Below are 20402 nucleotides of genomic sequence, written 5' to 3' on the forward strand. Positions count from 1 at the left end.
GAGGGGTTCATTATGATAGAAAGCGCAATTGAAGCATTGGCGATCGTACTTGATCCTTCACGGCTCATTTATATGTTCCTAGGCATCGGAATCGGCATCGTCGTGGGTCTTTTGCCGGGGCTGAGCGGCACGGTGGGTATGGCATTGCTGCTGCCGTTCGTCTTCGGGATGGACCCTTATGTAGGGATCGCCCTACTCATCGGCATGGTCGCGGTCATACAGACCGGGGACACGTTCCCCTCCATACTGCTTGGCATACCCGGCACTTCCGGCTCCCAGGCAACCATCATGGACGGCTATCCGCTCGCACAGCAGGGTAAGGCCGCAAAAGCGATGGGGGCGGCGTTCTTCAGTTCGCTCGTCGGCGGGGTCATCGGCGGCATCGCTCTGTTCCTCACGATCCCGTTCGCAGAACCCTTGATCACAGCATTCAGCTCACCTGAACTGTTCATGCTGACGATGCTCGGGCTCAGCATGACGGGACTCCTGGCAGGAAAATCGGTTTTCAAAGGCATTCTTGCAGGCCTGGTCGGTCTGCTGCTCGGTGCAATCGGCAGTGCACCTGCGGTGCCGGAATACCGTTATACTTTCGACTCATTGTATTTGACGCAGGGATTGTCGCTGCCGGTGGTGGCCATGGCGATATTCGCCTTCCCGATCATCATTACAATGCTTACGGAAAAGAAGAAAGTGTCTGAAGTCGCAAAGCTTGAAGGCGGCGCCCTGCAGGGTGTGATGACTTCATTGAAGAATAAATTCCTCATGGCACGGAGTGCAGTCATCGGGGTCATCATCGGTTTCATACCGGGCCTCGGTGGCAGCGTCGTCGACTGGATCGCCTACGGCTTCGGTAAAAAGACCGTGAAGAACAACACCTTCGGCGAAGGGGACATCCGGGGTGTCATCGCACCTGAAAGTGCAAACAACGCAAAAGAGGGCGGATCGATGATCCCGACGCTTTTATTCGGCATACCGGGGAGCGGGACGACCGCAATACTGCTCGGTGGACTCACGCTGATGGGGCTTGAAGCGGGACCGTCCATGATCACGACGAACTTGGACGTGACACTTTCAATAGTATGGACACTTGTATTCGCGAACATATTCGGTGCAATACTATGCCTGATGTTGATACGGCCGATCTCTAAACTCAGTACGATCAGCGGTGAAATGATCGTGCCGTTCCTGCTGGTGCTGCTCGTCATCGGCGCATATCAGAGTTCATTGTCCTGGGGCGATCTTGTCGTATTCGTCATTATCGGACTGTTCGGCTATCTCATGACCATACTCGACTGGCCGAGGCCGCCGCTCCTCATCGGTTTCGTCCTTGCGATGTCGGCTGAAAGATACTATTGGATATCCATTGAACGGTACGGCTGGGAATGGATCACCAATCCGCTGGTGATCATCCTTGCGGTGGTCATCATCGTGCTCCTGACAGGAGGCGCCATCATGAAGCGGTTCAGTAGAAGGATAGAAAGTGGAGGTGAAAGCCGATGAACAAAGCTTTGGCCAATATATTATTCACCGGCTTCATATTCGTCATGTTCACCCTCGCCTGGATCGAGGCGCTGACATTCACCCGGCTGGCGCAGTTCTTTCCATTATATATATCACTCGCAGGTTCGACCTTATCGCTCGTATATCTGTTGAAGACGCTGATTGATTACAGGAAGGAGACGTCGGCGGAGGAACGCGCAGAGCATATACAGATACTTAAACCATTGCGTTACGTCGTATGGGTGCTCGGCTATCTGCTGCTGATCTATGTCTTCGGATTCATCATAGCGACCGCAGTCTTCCTGTTCGTATTCCTGATATACGAATCCCGCATGAAGGTGATGCAGTCTTTAGTGTCCATGGCCATCACGCTTGTCGTCGTGACATATTTGAGCGCAGCAATCAACATCGAGTGGCCGGCGAGCCTGCTCGGACTATAGGAGAAAAGGAGAGTAAACCATGCATGAATTTGAAAAGATCCGCTCCGTCATCATTAGGGGCGGCACAAGCAAAGGTGTATTCATAATGAAGAATGAGCTGCCGACAGATCCCGTGGTGCGGGATGCAGTCATTTCATCAATGTTCGGCGGTGCAGACGATAGGCAGATCGACGGCCTCGGCGGTGCAAACTCCTTGACCAGCAAGGTCGCCATCATCAGTGTATCGAGAAGGGAAGATGCAGATGTCGATTACACATTCGGCCAGGTCGATGTGAAAACCGGAGTCGTCGATTACAACTCCAACTGCGGCAATATATTGAGCGGTGTCGGCCCTTTTGCGATAGATGAAGGGCTGGTTGAAATCACGGAACCTGTGACCCGCGTCAGGATCTACAATACGAATACGGATAAGGTAATCCATGCGGAAGTGCCGGTGCAGAACGGCAAGGCGGCAATCACCGGTGACTATGCGATAGACGGCGTGCCGGGCACTGGGGCGAAGATCACTCTCGACTTCATCGATGCAGCGGGCTCCAAGACCGGTGAGTTGTTCCCGACGGGGCAGAGGAAGGAGTTTATGGCACTCGGTGATTACGGTGATATCGAAGTCAGTATTGTCGATGTTGCGGCACCTGCCGTCTTCGTCCGGGCAGAAAGCCTCGGACTGACGGGAAGGGAGTTGAGCCATGAGCTCTCCGATGAACACCTTGAAGTCTTGGAACGGATACGCGGCACCGCAGCCGAGCGGCTCGGCTTCGTCGATGATCCGACGGAAGCGGTGGCGAAGACCCCGTCTTCCCCGAAAGTCATCATGGTTGCGAAAAGCATGGATTATACATCGGAGGCGGGTGTCGTGATTGAGGGGAAAGATACCAGCCTCACCGCACGGGCGATGTCAATGCAGAAGATGCACAAAGCCTATCCCGTGACCGGTGGACTCTGCACAGCCAGTGCCACGCAGCTTGAAGGGACAGTCGTCCATGATGTTTATAGCGGGACGGAGAGTGACGGTGATATCGTGATCGGCCACCCGACGGGGAAGATGAAGTTTGTCGTCGACATTGAAGACTCAGGGGATGCCGTCGTATTCCATAAGACCGCAACGGCAAGGACCGCAAGGCGTCTGATGGAAGGCAATGCCTATGTTTCGAAGGAAATATTCTGGCAGTCGCCGGTGGGTGAGGAGCATCAGAGTCAGCAGAAGACGCTCGCCTGATCAAAGAGTAAACCATAAGTGAAAGATGAGGGAAATCATATCCATATTGAATGGATATGATTTTTTTGTGGTGAAGGGCTTTATTTTTCCAGAAATCGGGAAAGTGATATACATGTGAATGTGGTTTATTTAACAGATTCTATTATAAAAGTCTGATATGAGTCTCAGACTTTGACAATATAAATGAAGGTGGAATAAATATGTATGATGTAATCGTTATAGGAGGAGGGCCCGCAGGGCTCAGTGCCGCCTTGAATTTCGGCCGTGGATTGAAGGAGACGCTCGTCATCGATGCAGGCGAGCCGAGGAACAGAGTCGCTGAGGTGTCGAACGGCTTCCTGACACAGGATGATATCAATCCGTACGAATTCAGGGAAAAGGCACGAAAAGATGTATTAAAGTATGACAATGTATCGCTCACGGAGGACCGGGTGACGGATATCGATAAAGACGGAGAGGACTTTATTATTACTACAGAGTCGGATGAATTCAAAAGCCGTCAGGTCCTGCTCGCCACAGGGCTTAAGGAAGAAACACCGGATATCGAAAATTTTGATGAATTCTACGGTACTTCGGCATTCTACTGCCCGTGGTGCGACGGCTATGAACTGAAAGGTAAGAGGATTGCCGTCATGGCCGATGAAGACTCCACAAGCAACCTGGTCATGCTGCTTGCCAATTGGAGTCAGGACCTCATCCTATGCACGGGCGGTAAAAGTCTATTGAATGATGAAGATAAGATAATGCTGAAAGATAAAGGATTTGACTACAGCGAATCACCAGTTTCCAGGATGGTGGGCAGTGACGGCATGCTGGAAAAACTCGAATTTGAAGATGGAACGACTGAAGCGGTTGAAGGCATGTTCGCCAAAATGAAATGGGACACCGATTTTGATTTCCTCGAGACTCTGAACCCGGACAGGGAAGATGACGGCGGACTCAGGACAAATCCAGTCGGTGAAACATCGGTGAAAGGACTTTTTACAGCTGGCGAAACGAAGACAGGCGTCTCCAGCCAACTGATCAACGCTGCCGCAAGCGGTGCCGATGTCGCGAAAAGCATGATGATCGGGTTGATGAAGGAAGAATTCTAAAGCGATATTTAAATCTATTTTTAAAGGAATCTGGAGACGGATTCCTTTTTAAATTGATATAAATTTCGGAATATTACTAAATCTTATTGTAAATATCTTCTTAATATAGGATAATTATTACAATATATTTATTTCGAATTCAATGTATGCTTCCTTTTGAAAACAAATAACGATTAGGAGAAAAATATGAAAAACTTACTAATGATTTTAGGTGTGACTTTTATTCTTGGTGCGTGTAACAACATTGTTTTTGATGAAGCCGAAAGTGATGAATCAAAAACAGTTGCTTCAAGCGAAGAGAGTACGGATGCAGCCGAAGCCGCAGAGGAAAATGCAGTTGAGGAAAAGGAGGCTGATGTGGAGGAGGCAGTGCAAGAGGAGGAATGGATTGCTTATGAAGATATGGAGCAACCATCAGTACAATACATAAAAGATATTTCCCCCAATGACCTGGCTCTGGAGATAGAAAAGAATCAGTATGATTATCCGGTGGTGAATGAGGAAAATCTGGAGAATTACGTTCAAAGATTCGACCTCGACAGTGACGGCAATGAAGAAGAAATAAAAATTCTGATGGATGGTACTTATTCAGGTGAACATGCTTCGTTTATCCTGGCAATTTATGACCACAGGGGTAATCCTAAATACGCAGAATATCTGTATAATGCGGAATCAGTGGAGAAGCCAATGCCGATTTTGACGGTTGCTGAACTTACAGGCGATGGGTTTCTTGAAATTGTCATAGATAGCACCAGGGGCTATGGTTATATGGAAGGAAATGGCGACCAATCCATCAGCCGCCTTGTATATGGTTTCGATGCTTACACAGGTAACTTTAGGCAGTTGCCTGCAATCGGCAGTTATTATGATATCGTCTGGCAGGAAGATGTCGCAGTACAGATTGATGAAAGAGTCAGCGGTTTATCAGATATTCTGAATTACAGGGAGAAAGATAATGAATCAGTGGATTTAATGATCGAACATGGTCTCCTTGATGATTATGATTCACGGATAGGGCAAAGGCTCGTTGGAGAGTCTAGGCGGGTCTACCCGGAGAAGGCGATGAAGTTGAACGAGGCGGATGAACATTTTAGCCTTGCTGTAGTGGATGTGATTCATGATATTCCAGATTTGAGCATCATCAGTAAGAATCTGTATCAGTGGAATGAAACATATGAGTGGTTCGAAGTAGTAGGAAGTAATTTCACTTCATTAGATGATGACACATTCAGCTTTAAGAAACCACTTTACACTCCTGCTAAGTTCAACGGGACTTTCGGAACAGGAGATAAGGCATTCGAAGATTATATGGGCAGCTGGCAAATGGTGATCGACGGCAAGTTGCAGTCGCGTTACTTGGATATTGAGGAAGAAGTGATTTATGAGACCGAGCGTGACCTGAAAGACTACGAGCAGGTCATCGAGCGTGAGATTACGATAGAAGACTACGTATATAAAGAAGAGACCGGTCAGTTAATACCGAGAGGTGTTATGAAACCCTTCCTCGACCAACCATATAATAAAGAGTACCAAAATCTGTTCACGCTACTTGAAATCGATAATGAAGTCATGTTGATGGACCAGTACGGTCATTTGTATGTAGAAGAAGGCAATGGTGATAGGGAGCCTGAAGAGGATGGATGGGTTTATTCGGCTGAAGCGGAAGATGTGGATTCGATTGAAGAAGTGGATCAACCAGTCTCGATTGAGACATCCATAGATGTGCTTTCACCAGATTTCATGAATGAGTACTTTGCAGGACCTGAGCCGTATACTTTTGATGGAATAGAAGAGGGCATGAGTCAGACAGAGGTTGAAAACCTGCTCGGTCTTCCTGAGGAGTATTATGCAGTGGAGGGCGCAGAATTTGCGGTTTACGATAACTTGGCAATACTTTATTCGCAATATTTCCCTACACGTTCAGGAGCTTTCGAACACATCAATCCGGATGAGAACTTTGTCACCGATACCGAAGTTATTTTAAGAGTGCCACATGAAGAAGTCGTCGCAGCCTATGGCGAACCGACACTCAGTTATGAGGAATATTCCGAGCTGGGACCAGGGCCAGGTAGAGACCAGACAATATATGACCACACGAGGGGCAATGGCTATGCCATCTATATTGAAGTCGGATTATCGGGGACAGCGTGGCTGATGACCAAGGATGAAGAGTGGGATCTGCTGGATGAGGATTGATAATACTTTAGACAGCTGCTCTTATGGAGATAAAACTCTGAACCAATAATGCGGCTTATTTTCCAATATTTATATTAAAAGTAAAAATATTGTTGATAAGTTTTTTTAATTGTAGCATAATTAAAATGAATTAATGCATAAATATCAATAAAGAAAATTTTGGAGGAACTAATTTGAACAAGAAAAGAAATTCTTATATGAAGAAAGCATCTCTGGCAAGTGTTCTCACACTATCTGTCTTAGTAACAATGCCGCTGACTGTATCTGCTTCAGAAGATATTGAAAATGAAGTTCGAGATAGTACAGAATTAAACCTGGAAACTGAAATTCATTTGGAGCCAGTGGAAACTGAAAATGAAATTTCTGAAGGTGAAGTTGCAGAAGGAGACAACACCAGCAATGATGATACAGACACTCTTACCGAAGAAGATCAGTTAGTTGAAGTCCCAGAAATAAATGAAGATATAGCCTCTGAAAATGCTGAGGTAATCATCGACGAACCTGAAGTAGAAGAGCAAGTTCAAGAAGAGTCGGTTCAGGGAGCTCAAACTCAGGAAGAAGATATTGTAAGTCATGCTGAAGATACCGGGGTAATCATTGAAGAATCTGAGGTAGAAGTGCCATTTCAAGAAACAACATTGCAAGAAAATCAAACTCAACAGGAAGATGATTTCTCTATAAGCGATTCAGAAAATGAAACTGAAGAGTGGTATTCAGAAGATGCATCTCCTGCACAAGAGGGAGAGTATGTTGCTGAAGAATGGGACGAAACATATGAAGAATATTATGAGCTACAAGAAGATCCATATGAGGGAGAAACAGTGATTACTGCTGTCGGTATCCTCGATGCGGGTAGTAATGACATCATAGAAATACTCACTTTATACGGGGAAAACTATCAAGAGCAATTAGAGTCATATCTGGAAAGTATGGATTATGAAGCAGTGAGAGACATAATTCCTCAATCTTATACAGAAGAAGTGGAATATGAAGGTGAGACTTTCACAAGGACATTTAATAACTTGACGATTTTTGTGATGACTGACGAGACTGTAATGGAAACTTATTATGATGATGTAGACTCTAGAGAGGCCATGCGCACTATAACCATCCATCATGATAACGGAATCTTTCCGCCTTACTCTTATGTTGCAAGTGAAACGATAGATGATTCCATTCGATATGCCTTATATAATATGGAGCATGTTTTTGGTGGACAATTCACTCTAGGACATATTGACGTTTCCACCGGTTACGGCACTAAAACTTTTGAATCAGGTGAATCTTATACAGGTCATCTATACGATATTCAAATTTATTTAGGCGATTCATACCAACCGGAAAGTGAAGACGAAAGCGCAGAAGATGATGTCAACAGCATTCCTTCCACTGGAAGTGGACAAGTAGCTACTGACCATGGCGAAGAATCAAGGGAGCAGTATGATCAAAACGATGGTAATCAACTTCTTCAACAAGAAGAAAATGTTGAGGATGAGCCGGTGATCCCAGGTCAAAGTTCCAATCTAAATAATGACTTAGAGAATGGTTTGACTGAAAGCGGGGATTTGGTGACTGGTTATTCAACAGAAAATGTCAAGGAGTCAAAGAACGCAGGACAAATTCAGACATCCAACGTAACAAAAGCTGTTACTCAGACAACTGAAGATGGAACCAAAAAAGCTTTGTCAGATAGTACTTCAGTAAATCCTTCTGAAGCATCTGAAGCAAGATCTCAGGAAGTTTTACCTGATACAGGCCTCGCTGGGAATAACATAATCATTCCAGCTGCTGTAATGATGGTTTTGGGAAGTGCATTCATCTTCTTCACTAGACGCAAACAAAACTGATAATAATGAATTGACTTGTTAATCAACCAAGAGAAATAAAAAAACCTTCCCTGTCTAAAGTAAATAGTATTGGGAAGGTTTTTGTATACAGAAAAGTAACTGAAAGGGGAAGGTTTTGCATGCTGCACATAGGGTTTTATTCATTTCATAAACTGTAGGGAGAAGGGTACGAAGTAATCTTCCCCTTGGTTGACCTTTGCCATGCCGATGAATGAATAGACGTAAAATGCGATTGAGCAGATGATTAACGGTACAACGCCAATCAGAATCGCAATATAAGGGAAATGATAATGTAGATGTCATAACTGATCATGAAATTGAAATAGTTCTTGCCCTGGATGTGGATAAATTTGATTCATCTTTTTCAGTACATAAGTAATGAGTGGATTGAGAAAACAGGTGAACATATCGAGCGTCTTTTCTTCTGTGTTCAGTTCAATTTCAGAAAATCTTTTTGAGTTGTGCGAATTATTGATAAGGTTCATGGTTTTACTTTCTTTTTAATGATCTGCCTTAAGTATAAAAAAACGAGTGGACAGTTTTTGTCGTAAAAATATAATAGAGTTGAATTGACCATCAAATCATTAAAGGTCAGGAGATGAACCATGAGTAAATCATTGAAATTGCTCGAACTATTTACACGACTGCAGGGTGGTGAGAAGTTTTTCAAAAAAAATGGCTGAGCTTGCTTGAGTGTTATATTTCATATGGGTTGTTTATAAAAAGGAAAATTGAAGGATGACTATGCATTCCAAGCAGTGAGTCCGTGAGGATCCATCGAGGTAAAACTTCCGAAGGTCACCAATTTGTTCAAGCTTGTCATTAAGAGGCCAATGAGATTTCTCATTGGCCTCTTTGTTGTTAAAGATTCCTTAGTAGCATGTGTAGCAGACGTTTATAAGGAATCTTTCTTATCTTTTAACTTCCTGGGTAGCATGCAGGACTTTATTCATCATGGCAATATCTTCAACAAGAAAATCTCCACTCACTGTATGCTTATAAAGCATATTGCCTAGTGCATTATCAAGAGTTTCTTCATGACTTAAACCATTCATCAGCCCATGGATGATTCCTGAAGTATATGCATCTCCTGTACCGATCCGATCTAAAATCTCCACTTCATATGCATCTGTTTCGATAATCTTCCCGTCAGTGAACATCATTCCTTTGATTATATTTTTGTTGGAATGGATGACCGTGCGCTGGGTAAATGCGATGTGCTTGATCTTGTAATGGCTGCTGATTTTCTCGAGAATCGGCTTGAGTGTATCAGCATTCGGATTGCGTTGAAGGCCGTCCTTGATGTCTGTGCCGTCCTCGATCAGTTCTAATGGCTCATAGCCGAATATGACATCGCAGTAATGGATGAACTGCGGCATCGTCCGCCTGGCCTCTTCAAAGCTCCAGAGGTTGCCCCTGAAGTTCAAATCCGCACTGACGGTCATGCCCTTATTTTTAGCGGTCTTCAATGCTTCGAGCAGTATGGCCTGTAGCTCGATGTTGAGCGCGGGGGTGATGCCGCTGAAATGGAACCAGTCATAATCTTCGAAGATGCTCTCGAAATCGTAATCTTCAATACCGGACTGTTCGAAGCTGGAATGTTTTCTGTCATATATAACAGATGAAGATCGCATATTAAATCCCTGTTCCAAAAAATAGACACCCATTTTGGAACCTTGCATTTTGATATTTCCAGTCTCAACGTTGTTACTCTTGAGAAGAGATATCACACGATATCCAAATCCATTATCTGGTAAAGTGCTGATTACGGATGTTTCAATTCCCGAAGCTGCAAGACTCATCGCTACATTCATTTCACTGCCACCAATATTGATGTTGAATTGATCAGCTGTTTTAAATGTGGAGGAGACATCTGTACTCAGGCGCATCAATATCTCGCCAAAAGTAATGAATTTCAATATTATTCTCCTCCTGTCAGTTCCTTATATCTGGTCGAAAAAGCTTTGGCATTTTCTGAAATGACTTCAGGATTTGAGCCATCATAACCTTTTACAAGCGCACTTCCGATACCAACAGCAAATGCACCATTATTAATCCAATCTCCCATGTTTTCCTTATTGACACCACCGGAAGGCATCAAATTCACATGTGGAATCGGACCTTTGATATCTTTCATGTATGAAGCGCCGAGAAGACCACCCGGGAAGATTTTAATGACATCTACACCACTTTTTAAGGCTTGGGTGATTTCAGTTGCTGTAGTACATCCCGGAAGATAAGGAATCTGGTTTAAGTTGCAAAGTGCAGAGATGTCCGGATCAAAATGCGGACTTACCACGTATTTTGCGCCGGAACGGATGGCTGCATCAGCAGTTTCTCTGGACATTACAGTACCGGCACCTACACAAATGTTCGGGGTGTCTGCAAAGTGTTCGATAAGCTCGCTTGCTTTCGGTGTTGTGTAAGTGATTTCAATGTTTCTAATTCCACCTTTAATGATAGCGTCTATCATCTTAACAGTGTCATCAAAGTTTTTCCCTCTCACAACAGCTACCAGATAGTTTTTATGAATTTTATTCAGAGTTTCGAATTTTTTCATGTCGTTTCCTCCTGGATTTCATTTTGATTTCTCAGTGTATCAATAATGCCATTTAAATATGTTGCTCCTAAGGCGCGATCATAAAGTCCATATCCTGGTCTGCCCGTTTCGCCCCAGATCATTCGTCCGTGATCAGGTCGGATTGGTACATTTATGCCTTCTTTGACGAGCTTCTCTATAATACCAACCATATCTAAAGAACCATCATGGATGGAATGTGAAGTTTCCTGGAATGAACGTTCACCGGTCCACTTGACGTTCCTGGCATGTACAAAATAAATACGCTCTTTAGCTACATCAATGATTTCAAATAAATCATTTTCAGAGCTTGCCCCGTAAGAACCGGTACAGAATGTAATACCGTTATTTTTACTTGGTACGGCCTTGAATAATTTGCGTAACGCTTCAGCGCCTGTAATGATGCGTGGCAGGCCGAAAATGCTCCATGGTGGATCGTCCGGATGTATTGCCATCAGTACGTCTTCTTCCTCGGCTACCGGGATGATACGTTGCAGAAAATAAATGAGATTTTCAAAAAGTTGATTCTCATCGATGTCCTGATAGGCATCCATTATTTCTTTTAAATCATCCGTTTGATAGGACAAGTCCCACCCCGGCAATGTGAGTTCACCACTCAAGGGATTTATGTCTTTAATCAATGATTCATCATATTTCAGGGAATTGGAACCATCTTCAAGTGGTGCATCAAGCTCGATCCGTGTCCAGTCGAAAACCGGCATGAAGTTATAGCACACGGTTTTGATTCCTGCTTTGGATAGATTGCGGATTGTTTCTTTATAGTTTTCAATCAATTCATCGCGACGGCCTCGTCCCATCTTGATGCCCTCATGCACTGGGACGGACTCAATCACATTCAACCTCATACCATGAGCTGCGATTTGATCTCTTAATTCCACAATATCTTCATATGGCCAAACTTCACCTGCAGGAATGTCGTAAATGGCTGATACAATCCCTTTCATCTGCGGAATCTGACGAATGTTCTCAAGCGTGACAGGATCCTCCTTACCATACCATCTAAAACTCATTTCCATAGGTATCTCCTCCGAATAATAACAATTTTCAAAACACTATTGTAAAACGCTTTCACTTTTGATAATATTATATCAAATCGATTTAGTAAACCGATTTATTAATCTCGAGGGTAGTATATCATGAAAAAAATTACAATCAAAGAGGTAGCAAAAGAAGCTGGTGTTTCTGTAAGTACTGTCTCACAATACTTGAACAAGAGATTTAGTTATATGAGTGAATCTACAAAGTTAAGAATCGATTCAGCTATAGAAAAATTGAATTATAAGCCGAACTATCTGGCGAGAAATTTAAAGGGCGGTTCTACAAAAACAATAGGCATCATTGTTGCCAATATACTACATCATTTTTCCACTTCAATCACCAGGAGTATAGAAGATATTTGTGATAAAAACGGTTATCATTTAATTATTTGTAATGCTGATGATAACCCTGAAAAAGAAAGGAAATATATAGAGAATTTAATGTCCAAGCAAGTGGATGGTTTAATAATATTTCCAACTTTTGGGAATGAAACGCTCTATCGTCAACTGCTTGAACAAAAATTTCCTTTAGTATTCGTCGATCGTTATATTGAGGGATTGGAGATCCCTTGCTTTAAATTAGATAACATTACTGCGATTAAAGAGTCATATGATTATTTAATGAAGTATGATTTGGATAGGATTTATTACATCAGCACCTCCCTTGAAAAAAGCATCACTCCCAGGATAGAAAGAATGAGGGCATTCAAGTCTATACAAAAAGAATCAGAGTCTGCCATCGATCACTCAATCATTGCAAATGATGTTCAGGACTTATCACAGAAAATCTCGAAAGAAATAGATTTATCGATTGAGCGTAATGGGGTAATATTGGCAAATGATTTTGCCCTTGCAGAATTCTTGGGATTTGCAAGTCAGAATGAAGTTGCCATCCAAGAGAAGTTTAAACTGGTATCAATAGACGATATACCGTTGGCACAGTTATATCAACCGCCAATTTCCACAATCAAGCAGCCAATTGAAATCATATCTGAAAATGCTTTTGATTGTTTACTTCAACAGATTAAGTTTAAAGAACACAACTATGAATTCATCAATGAATACCCACCTCAATTAATTGAGAGATAAAGGAGTTGATAGTATTTTAAAATCAGTAGATATCCCGATGGCAAAGGAGAGAGCGACAGAAAAACTAGTAAGCAGGGGAGTGGAAAGGGGGCCTGCCGGCATAGTTGCAGATGTCCTGCTTCATGCAGACCAGAGAGGGGTTTCCTCGCATGGACTCATGCGCCTTGAACACTATTTAAAAAGAATTGAACACGGTGGTTTAAATGTTCGACCTGATATACATATAGAGATGACTTCAGGCTCTTCCTTTGTATGTGATGGAGACGATGGACTGGGCCATTATATTGTCCATGAAGCCGCAGAATATGCGGTAGACAAAGTAAAAGAGCAGGGCATTGTAATGGGATTGATTAAAAACAGCAGTCATTGTGGCGCGCTCTCTTATTACGTCAAAGAAATCGCTGAACATGGATATATTGGAATGATGTTCAGCCAAACGGATACGATAGCAGTTCCTTTCAAAGGGAGCGCCCCATATTTTGGTAGTAACCCTCTTGCTTTTGGCTTTCCAAAGGGTGAAGGGGAGTACCCAACAATAATAGATATTGCAACTACTGAAGTCGCATTGGGCAAAGTCCTGCATGCTCAAGAGGCAGGAGGAGAAATCCCCTACGGATGGGGCACAACTGCAGATGGAGAAGAGACAAATAATCCAAATGATATCAAATATCTAAAACACTTCGGTGGGCCCAAGGGATATGCTCTTGCATTTGCCATAGATGTTCTTACAGGAATTTTGGGCAATGAATCATATGGCACTAACATCCCGCCGATGTACGAAGACCTGCATAGGTACCGTAACCTATCACAAAGTATTATAGTGATCAATCCCAAGATGTTCGGCAATAATTTGATGTTTGAAAGTATGTTGAAACAGATGGAAACAGAATTAAAAGATATTCCCACAACTGATGGTTCATTTGTAAAAATACCAGGAGAAATAGAGATGGAAAAAGCATTTGAATCCGATGAAGTGGTTATCAATGAAAATACTTACAAAATATTATTTGAGGAGGAAGAAAGATGAAGAAATTTTTATGGTTAACTTTATTATCAGTTATGGTATTAGCTTTAGCAGCATGTGGGAACGGTGGAGAAGAAGGAGAGGAAACAGAAGAGCAGACAGCCGACAACGATAATGATTCAGAAGAGCAGGCAAGCGGTGATGGAGAGCAAATTACATGGAGCTTAGGACACCTCTCTAATGAAGATCATATTTGGCACACAACATCAGAAGAGTTCGCCAGACTTGTAGAGGAAAAAACAGATGGTCAAATAAATATTGAAATTTATCCAAACAGCCAACTGGGCGGAGAAGTCGATACCATCAATAGTATCAGAGCAGGTAACACCGATATGGTCATTACAGGTGAGTCCATGGAGAACTGGTCACCAAAGGCTGCTTTGCTCGCTGCTCCTTATGCAATTCGTGACTCAGAACATCTTCAGACAGTAGTAGAAGGAGATGTAGGCAGCGAAATTGAAGAAGATATCGTTGATAAAGTTGGAGTGACTCCATTATTTTATATGGAGAGAGCACCAAGGAACCTCACTTCTAATGAGCCGATTGAATCACCAGAAGACCTCAGTGGATTCAGCATGAGAATCCCGAACGTACCGCTCTTCATGGATGCTTGGAGTGCAGCTGGAGCAAGTCCACAAGTTATGGACTTTAGCGAGGTATTTACAGGGTTACAGCAAAATGTCATTGATGGTCAAGAGAATCCGGTAGATCTTATCCACAGTGGAGGGCTATACGAAGTACAAGAATACGTCAACGAAACAGAGCATGTTTATTCTTGGATATATGTTGTAGTCGGAAACGAGCAATGGGAGTCTATTGGAGAGGATCTGCAGGCAAGCGTCATGGAAGCTGCTGAAGAATCCGAAGAATATGCTGCCGGCTTACTTGGAGAGGAAATAGAGAATTACAGACAAATGCTTGAAGATGAAGGTATGGAGTTCGTTGAAGTGGACAGAGAAGCTTTCCAGGAAGCTATGCAGCCAGGCATTGAAAATTCACTTGACGAGGAACAACTGGACCTTTACGAGCGTATTATCGATACAGAATAAAGAATGGTGGGAGGGATGAAATGATATCCCTCCCTCTACTATATTGAGGGTGAAATTATGAAATTAATTAAAAGCTTATTTCGTATACTTGATAAAATACTTTCAGTGCTCACAATTGTATTTTTCACGGCTTTGATTCTTATTGTTTTATTACAAATAATCACACGCTTCACTCCCCTTTCTTTTGTATGGACTGAGGAACTGACCCGTTATTTCTTTTTATATTCAATTGCAGCTTCAGCCGGGTTGGCAGTCGTGAGGAATGAGTATATGGGAATTGATTTTATACTTGAACTTTTTTCAGAAAAATGGAAGGCTATTTATTTAAGAGGGACTTACATAGTAATAATTGGGATGAACTTAGTTATCTCATATTATGCATATGAGTTTGTACTGCTCGGGCAGGGCCAGATGACTTCTACACTTGGATTCCATATGGGTTATATACATCTTTCAATATTCTTCATGTCCTTTTTTATAATGATCTTTTATATTGAAAAACTTCTGAGTAAGGATGTGGATTTGAAATGATGGCGTTATTATTATTCGGTTTGTTTTTTCTCTTTATGTTTTTGAGAATTCCAATTGCATTCAGCTTGGCTTTATCTTCCATCATTTACTTATTGGTAAATGGGATACCCCTTAATATCGTGCCTCAACGTATGTTTGGTGGACTCAATTCATTTGTCCTCATCTGTATTCCTGGCTTTATACTTGCGGGAAACTTGATGAATGCGAGTGGAATCACGGATAGAATTATAAAATTTGCGGACAGCCTCCTTGGACATATAAGGGGAGGATTGGGACTTGCTAACGTAGGCGCTTCACTCGGCTTTGCCGGCATTTCCGGAACGGCGCTGGCAGATACTGCAAGCATTGGTTCTGTAATGATTCCTGCGATGAAGAAAAAAGGATATGATGCTAAGTTTGCAGCGGCGGTCACCTCAGCTTCTTCTGTAGTGGGTCCGATTATACCGCCTTCTTTACCGTTTATTATCGTCGGTACACTTGCTACTGTCTCTATAGGAGATCTGTTCATTGCAGGAGCTGTTCCAGGCTTCTTGATGGGAATTGGTTTGATGATACCTACTTATCTCATATCAGTGAAGAGGGGATATCCGAAAGGGGAAAGGGTTCCATTAACAGGGATCATCAAGGATTTCTTCGGTGCTTTTTGGGCTATTATGATGGTTGTCATTATTCTCTATGGAATTCTCAGTGGTTTCTTCACGCCAACTGAAGCATCAATTATAGCTGTAGTTTATGCACTTTTAGTGGGTCTTTTTATATATAGAGATTTAAATATAAAAGACGTGCCAAGTGTAATGCTAAAATCCATGGTTCAGGCGGCATCAATAATGATGCTGGTTGCATTCGCGAACCTCTTCGGTTGGATTCTGACAAGCGAGGGGATTCCTACGCTGGTCGCCAACACGATTCTTTCCATCAGCACGAATGATATAGTCGTGATTCTGCTGATTATTTTACTGCTGCTTATAGTTGGTACTTTTATGGAAACAATTGCAGCACTCGTGATTTTATTCCCTGTTCTGCTTCCGGTAGCTTCACAAATTGGAATGGATCCCGTTCAATTTGGTGTAGTAATGGTACTTGGACTTGTAATCGGCCTTTCAACTCCACCTGTCGGCGTCTGTTTGTTTGTCGCCGCAAGTATAGGGAAAGTGGGGATTTTGACCGTGAGTAAAGAACTCATTCCTTTCTTGTTAGTAAGTTTGATTGTTCTCTTACTGGTTGCATTCGTTCCGCAGATTACACTGTTTTTACCAAGTTTATTTGAATAATAGGAGTGTATATAATGAAACAAGTACTTGTAAAAAACCCTCAGGATATACAGATCGTTGAAGCTGAGGAAATAGATAAGCCTCAGAGAAATGAAGTGAAGGTTAAGGTGATATATGCCGGACTTTGTGGTTCAGATGTCCATATTTTCGAAGGTCATAATCCCTTTGCAACTTATCCACGAATCATCGGGCACGAAGTTATGGGTGTCGTAGAAGAGGTCGGTGAAGATGTGTCCGATCTTGAATCGGGAGATCAAGTGATACTTGAACCGATTAAAACTTGTGGAGAATGCAGGCCATGCAGAATAGGACGACCAAACATTTGTGAAAACCTTCAAGTTTATGGAGTACACAGAGACGGTGGTATGCAGGAATACTTTGTCATTGAAAGTGACAAACTCCATAAGATTTCATCAGAGGTAACACCCGAAAAAGCAGTGCTCGCCGAGCCGCTCACAATAGGTGCTCAAGCTTCATTGAGAGGAGAAGTTGGAGAAGGCGACACGGTACTCATACAAGGCGCCGGTACGATTGGTTTATGTTGTTTATTGATAGCCAAGCATAAAGGAGCTACCGTGATAGTATCTGATTTGGATGATGACAAACTGCAGTTTGCTGAAGACAAAGGGGCAGATTATACAATCAATATCGGAGAAAACAATTTATTGGATGAAGTCTTTAAAATTACTGAAGATAAAGGTGTAAATGTCTCTATGGATGCTGTAGGTTTGAATGCAACATTTGAATCTGCGGTCAAAAGCTGTGCACCAGCTGGCAAAGTGGTAGTGTTGGGCTTCGAGGAAAAGCCGGCACAAGTGAGCCAGGTGGATATTACAAAAGGAGAATTGGATGTAAGAGGTTCAAGACTTCAGACAGATCAGTTCCCTTATATTATTTCACTTCTTGAAAAAAATCTTATAGATGTTGATGGAATTGTTACACATATTAAAGATAAAGAAGAAATTAATGATGCCCTGGAATTATTTAAAGATAACTCAAGCAGAAAGATTCTTATAAAGTTCTAAGGGAGTGCTTTTATGGAAATGACATTCAGATGGTTTGGAGAAAAAAATGATTCAATCAAATTGGAAGATATTCGTCAAATACCCAACGTGAGAGGGATAGTCTGGACATTGTTAGACCAGCCTGTCGGCGAAATTTGGCCTGAATCTGAAATCGCAAAGGAAGTAGAGAAAATCAAAAAGAAGGGTTTTCATCCTGAAGTGGTTGAAAGTCTGAATATACATGAAGATATCAAGTTGGGTAAGACTTCAAGAGACGACTATATAGAGAAGTATATTAAAACGATGGATTTGCTTTCAAAACACGGTGTTAAGGTGATTTGCTATAACTTTATGCCAGTCTTCGATTGGATAAGAACCGATTTGGAAAAGCCCTTGGAAGATAACTCCACGGCGATGCATTATGAACATAAAATATTGAGCAATATGACTCCTGCAGAACTTATAAAGAATATGAAAGACAATACGACATTTGAGCTTCCAGGGTGGGAAAAAGAAAAGCTGGATATCATTCAAGAATTATTTGCAGAGTATAGAAGTGTTACGAAAGAGGATCTATGGAACAACCTGAAGTACTTTTTGGATGCTGTAATTCCCAGGGCCGAAGAATTGGATATCAAACTTGCAATTCACCCGGATGATCCACCATGGTCTCTATTTGAATTGCCAAGAATCATTTCAGATAAAAATGATCTAAAGAAAGTGATAAATCTCCATCCGAGCACTCATAATGGAATCACTTTTTGTACGGGTTCCTTAGGAGCAAATCGGGAAAATGATTTGGAAGAAATAGCTGGTGAATTTATCGATAAAATATTCTTTGCGCATATCCGAAATATTAGATACCTGAATGAAACGGATTTTATAGAAACCTCACATAGAGAGAGTGACGGTAATATCCCTATCGTATCTATCATTGAGATACTGCAGAAGAACAACTATAAATATTACATACGTCCGGATCATGGACGTCAAATATGGAATGAAAAATGCAGGCCGGGGTATGGGCTGTACGATAGAGCACTTGGTATTATGTACTTGAATGGGATTATTGATCATATTATCAAGGAGGAAAAGCATTGAGTTATTTCAAAAATAAAAACATCGCAATTACTGGCGGAACCGGGATATTATGCAAGACCTTGGCAAGATTCCTGGTGCAACAAGGTGCAAATGTAGCCGTCTTATCTCGAGGCGAAGAAGCTGGCAAAGAAGTTGAAAAAGAACTGTCCGAGTATGAGGGGCAAGTCCGTTTTATAAGATGTGATGTGCTGGATGAGGATTCCGTGCAGAGTGCCAAAGAAGAATTCAATCGGGTTTTAGGTAAATGCGATATTCTTCTCAATGGTGCGGGTGGCAATAATCCAAAAGCATCCACTACTTTTGAGACCCACATAGAGGCCACAAAGCAAGGCCAGGGCTTTCAAGATTTGGATCTGAAAAGCTTTTCTGAAGCCATGGATCTTAATTTTATGGGGACGGTGATTCCTACACAGATTTTTGTGGAAGATATGGTTGAATCAGGTAGTGGAACCATTCTGAATATCAGTTCAATGAGCGCTTTCTCGCCAATGACAAAAGTTCCGGCATACAGTGCAGGCAAAGCTTCCATCAATAATTTCACTCAATGGTTGGCAGTTTATTATGGTGAAGCTAATATCAGGGTCAACGCAATAGCTCCAGGATTTTTCATAACTAAACAAAACTATGATTTACTTATCGATTCAGAAGGGGAGTATACCGCTCGTGCCAAGAAAATTTTGAATAATACTCCAATGAACAGGTTTGGTAAACCTGAAGATTTGATAGGTCCCGTAAAGTGGTTGTTAAATGATGAAGAATCTGAGTTTGTTACCGGAATCGTTGTACCTATTGATGGTGGTTTTATGGCGTATTCTGGAGTCTAGCTTTAGAACAGTATTATGAGCATCTGACTCTCTATGGAGAGTTAGGTGTTTTTTTTAAAACGGTTAAAAAGTAATCAAAAACAGAGGTAGTTACTCCAAGCGGAACACAGCAGCAGTAATTGAAGAACTGGAAGTAAGTTTGATATTTGCAGAGTTTGCGAAGAAGTACTATGGAATGGAAATTATTGCTTTCGAGAAGAAGTGCCATTGAAGAGGAAAGTGTTGAAAATCATATAAATGAAAGAAAATCCCCTAAAGTCTGATTTGAAATTACTTTAGGGGAATAGAATTAAATTTCTTATATTATTATATGATTTCCCAATTTCAATCTGGCATTGAATCATCTGAAATTTCATCTGAATTCTTCGTAAGCTCTTAAATCAGCGTCTTCTGTATTGTTCTCTGTTGGAACTTTCATAAAATCATCATTATTGTTTAGCATATTTATAAACTCTTCAGGTGAATAAACGCTGAATTCAACATACTCTTCTTCATCAATTCTGGATCCTTCGATGAATTTTCCCATTTCTGCACTTCCAATCTTTATTGGTTATATTATATCAATAGAATAAAGGTTTAT

General features: G+C 42.1%; 18 protein-coding genes. 14 read left to right on the forward strand and 4 right to left on the reverse strand.

All coding sequences use genetic code 11. The annotated features are described in order from the left end of the window. Positions 1–12 precede the first annotated feature (12 nt). From LPW40_RS00175 to LPW40_RS00200, 6 genes are all read left to right on the forward strand, one after another. Positions 13–1500 (forward strand): tripartite tricarboxylate transporter permease, encoded by a 1488-nt coding sequence (locus LPW40_RS00175; protein WP_230820226.1) that lies wholly within the window; start codon positions 13–15, stop codon positions 1498–1500. Beyond that, positions 1497–1940 carry a tripartite tricarboxylate transporter TctB family protein gene (locus LPW40_RS00180; protein WP_230820227.1) on the forward strand — a complete coding sequence of 148 codons (444 nt, stop codon included), beginning with the start codon at positions 1497–1499 and terminating at the stop codon, positions 1938–1940. Before LPW40_RS00175 ends, LPW40_RS00180 begins: the two co-directional genes overlap by 4 nt. A 19-nt stretch (positions 1941–1959) precedes the next feature. Then, positions 1960–3156 carry a 2-methylaconitate cis-trans isomerase PrpF family protein gene (locus tag LPW40_RS00185; protein WP_230820228.1) on the forward strand — a complete coding sequence of 399 codons (1197 nt, stop codon included), beginning with the start codon at positions 1960–1962 and terminating at the stop codon, positions 3154–3156. A 200-nt stretch (positions 3157–3356) separates the two neighbouring features. Next, positions 3357–4250, forward strand: coding sequence for an NAD(P)/FAD-dependent oxidoreductase (locus LPW40_RS00190; RefSeq protein WP_230820229.1), 894 nt, complete (start codon positions 3357–3359; stop codon positions 4248–4250). A 186-nt stretch (positions 4251–4436) separates the two neighbouring features. Continuing rightward, on the forward strand, positions 4437–6446 hold the full coding sequence (locus LPW40_RS00195) for a hypothetical protein (RefSeq protein ID WP_230820230.1): 2010 nt from the start codon (positions 4437–4439) through the stop codon (positions 6444–6446). Between the two features lie 173 nt (positions 6447–6619). After that, complete coding sequence (locus tag LPW40_RS00200; RefSeq protein ID WP_230820232.1) at positions 6620–8293, forward strand: LPXTG cell wall anchor domain-containing protein; 1674 nt, start codon at positions 6620–6622, stop codon at positions 8291–8293. A 911-nt stretch (positions 8294–9204) separates the two neighbouring features. Here LPW40_RS00200 and LPW40_RS00205 read toward each other — a convergent pair. From LPW40_RS00205 to uxuA (LPW40_RS00215), 3 genes are read right to left on the reverse strand one after another with little or no spacing between them, the layout of a single operon-like run. Next, positions 9205–10212 carry a sugar kinase gene (locus LPW40_RS00205; protein WP_269063138.1) on the reverse strand — a complete coding sequence of 336 codons (1008 nt, stop codon included), beginning with the start codon at positions 10210–10212 and terminating at the stop codon, positions 9205–9207. Between the two features lie 2 nt (positions 10213–10214). After that, on the reverse strand, positions 10215–10853 hold the full coding sequence (locus tag LPW40_RS00210) for a bifunctional 2-keto-4-hydroxyglutarate aldolase/2-keto-3-deoxy-6-phosphogluconate aldolase (protein ID WP_230820233.1): 639 nt from the start codon (positions 10851–10853) through the stop codon (positions 10215–10217). Continuing rightward, the gene (gene uxuA, locus LPW40_RS00215) at positions 10850–11908 is read right to left on the reverse strand and encodes a mannonate dehydratase (protein ID WP_230820234.1); all 1059 of its coding nucleotides are present in this window, start codon (positions 11906–11908) and stop codon (positions 10850–10852) included. The genes LPW40_RS00210 and uxuA (LPW40_RS00215) overlap by 4 nt, the downstream gene beginning before the upstream one ends. Positions 11909–12028: 120 nt before the next feature. Here uxuA (LPW40_RS00215) and LPW40_RS00220 point away from each other — a divergent pair, with 120 nt between their 5' ends. The 8 genes from LPW40_RS00220 to LPW40_RS00255 are packed head-to-tail and all read left to right on the forward strand — an operon-like array spanning position 12029 to position 19822. Next, a complete protein-coding gene (locus LPW40_RS00220; RefSeq protein ID WP_230820235.1) occupies positions 12029–13018 on the forward strand; it encodes a LacI family DNA-binding transcriptional regulator in 990 nt (329 codons plus the stop codon). Then, the gene (locus LPW40_RS00225; protein WP_230820236.1) at positions 13008–14045 is read left to right on the forward strand and encodes an Ldh family oxidoreductase; all 1038 of its coding nucleotides are present in this window, start codon (positions 13008–13010) and stop codon (positions 14043–14045) included. Before LPW40_RS00220 ends, LPW40_RS00225 begins: the two co-directional genes overlap by 11 nt. After that, positions 14042–15091, forward strand: coding sequence for a TRAP transporter substrate-binding protein (locus LPW40_RS00230; RefSeq protein WP_230820238.1), 1050 nt, complete (start codon positions 14042–14044; stop codon positions 15089–15091). Before LPW40_RS00225 ends, LPW40_RS00230 begins: the two co-directional genes overlap by 4 nt. A 57-nt stretch (positions 15092–15148) precedes the next feature. Further along, positions 15149–15622, forward strand: a complete 474-nt coding sequence (locus LPW40_RS00235; protein WP_230820239.1) for a TRAP transporter small permease — start codon at positions 15149–15151, stop codon at positions 15620–15622. Further along, a complete protein-coding gene (locus tag LPW40_RS00240) occupies positions 15619–16893 on the forward strand; it encodes a TRAP transporter large permease (protein ID WP_230820240.1) in 1275 nt (424 codons plus the stop codon). The genes LPW40_RS00235 and LPW40_RS00240 overlap by 4 nt, the downstream gene beginning before the upstream one ends. 14 nt (positions 16894–16907) lie before the next feature. Continuing rightward, entirely contained in the window at positions 16908–17918 is a 1011-nt protein-coding gene (locus LPW40_RS00245) for a zinc-binding alcohol dehydrogenase family protein (protein ID WP_230820241.1), read from the forward strand. 12 nt (positions 17919–17930) lie between these two features. Beyond that, positions 17931–18998, forward strand: coding sequence for a mannonate dehydratase (gene uxuA, locus LPW40_RS00250; protein ID WP_230820242.1), 1068 nt, complete (start codon positions 17931–17933; stop codon positions 18996–18998). Further along, positions 18995–19822 (forward strand): SDR family oxidoreductase, encoded by an 828-nt coding sequence (locus LPW40_RS00255; protein WP_230820243.1) that lies wholly within the window; start codon positions 18995–18997, stop codon positions 19820–19822. Before uxuA (LPW40_RS00250) ends, LPW40_RS00255 begins: the two co-directional genes overlap by 4 nt. Positions 19823–20174: 352 nt before the next feature. Here LPW40_RS00255 and LPW40_RS00260 read toward each other — a convergent pair whose 3' ends face one another. Then, the gene (locus LPW40_RS00260) at positions 20175–20348 is read right to left on the reverse strand and encodes a hypothetical protein (protein ID WP_230820244.1); all 174 of its coding nucleotides are present in this window, start codon (positions 20346–20348) and stop codon (positions 20175–20177) included. Positions 20349–20402 lie beyond the last annotated feature (54 nt).

The sequence above is a fragment of the Salinicoccus halitifaciens genome (assembly GCF_021026095.1).
GTDB classification, from domain to species: Bacteria; Bacillota; Bacilli; order Staphylococcales; family Salinicoccaceae; genus Lacicoccus; species Lacicoccus halitifaciens.

What these genes read in the sequence shown, in the direction of transcription:
- LPW40_RS00175 (WP_230820226.1), top strand. Translation starts at nt 13, where the DNA reads ATGATAGAAAGCGCAATTGAAGCATTGGCGATCGTACTTGATCCTTCA.
- LPW40_RS00180 (WP_230820227.1), top strand. Translation starts at nt 1,497, where the DNA reads ATGAACAAAGCTTTGGCCAATATATTATTCACCGGCTTCATATTCGTC.
- LPW40_RS00185 (WP_230820228.1), top strand. Translation starts at nt 1,960, where the DNA reads ATGCATGAATTTGAAAAGATCCGCTCCGTCATCATTAGGGGCGGCACA.
- LPW40_RS00190 (WP_230820229.1), top strand. Translation starts at nt 3,357, where the DNA reads ATGTATGATGTAATCGTTATAGGAGGAGGGCCCGCAGGGCTCAGTGCC.
- LPW40_RS00195 (WP_230820230.1), top strand. Translation starts at nt 4,437, where the DNA reads ATGAAAAACTTACTAATGATTTTAGGTGTGACTTTTATTCTTGGTGCG.
- LPW40_RS00210 (WP_230820233.1), bottom strand. Translation starts at nt 10,853, where the DNA reads ATGAAAAAATTCGAAACTCTGAATAAAATTCATAAAAACTATCTGGTA.
- uxuA (WP_230820234.1), bottom strand. Translation starts at nt 11,908, where the DNA reads ATGGAAATGAGTTTTAGATGGTATGGTAAGGAGGATCCTGTCACGCTT.
- LPW40_RS00220 (WP_230820235.1), top strand. Translation starts at nt 12,029, where the DNA reads ATGAAAAAAATTACAATCAAAGAGGTAGCAAAAGAAGCTGGTGTTTCT.
- LPW40_RS00230 (WP_230820238.1), top strand. Translation starts at nt 14,042, where the DNA reads ATGAAGAAATTTTTATGGTTAACTTTATTATCAGTTATGGTATTAGCT.
- LPW40_RS00235 (WP_230820239.1), top strand. Translation starts at nt 15,149, where the DNA reads ATGAAATTAATTAAAAGCTTATTTCGTATACTTGATAAAATACTTTCA.
- LPW40_RS00240 (WP_230820240.1), top strand. Translation starts at nt 15,619, where the DNA reads ATGATGGCGTTATTATTATTCGGTTTGTTTTTTCTCTTTATGTTTTTG.
- LPW40_RS00245 (WP_230820241.1), top strand. Translation starts at nt 16,908, where the DNA reads ATGAAACAAGTACTTGTAAAAAACCCTCAGGATATACAGATCGTTGAA.
- uxuA (WP_230820242.1), top strand. Translation starts at nt 17,931, where the DNA reads ATGGAAATGACATTCAGATGGTTTGGAGAAAAAAATGATTCAATCAAA.
- LPW40_RS00260 (WP_230820244.1), bottom strand. Translation starts at nt 20,348, where the DNA reads ATGGGAAAATTCATCGAAGGATCCAGAATTGATGAAGAAGAGTATGTT.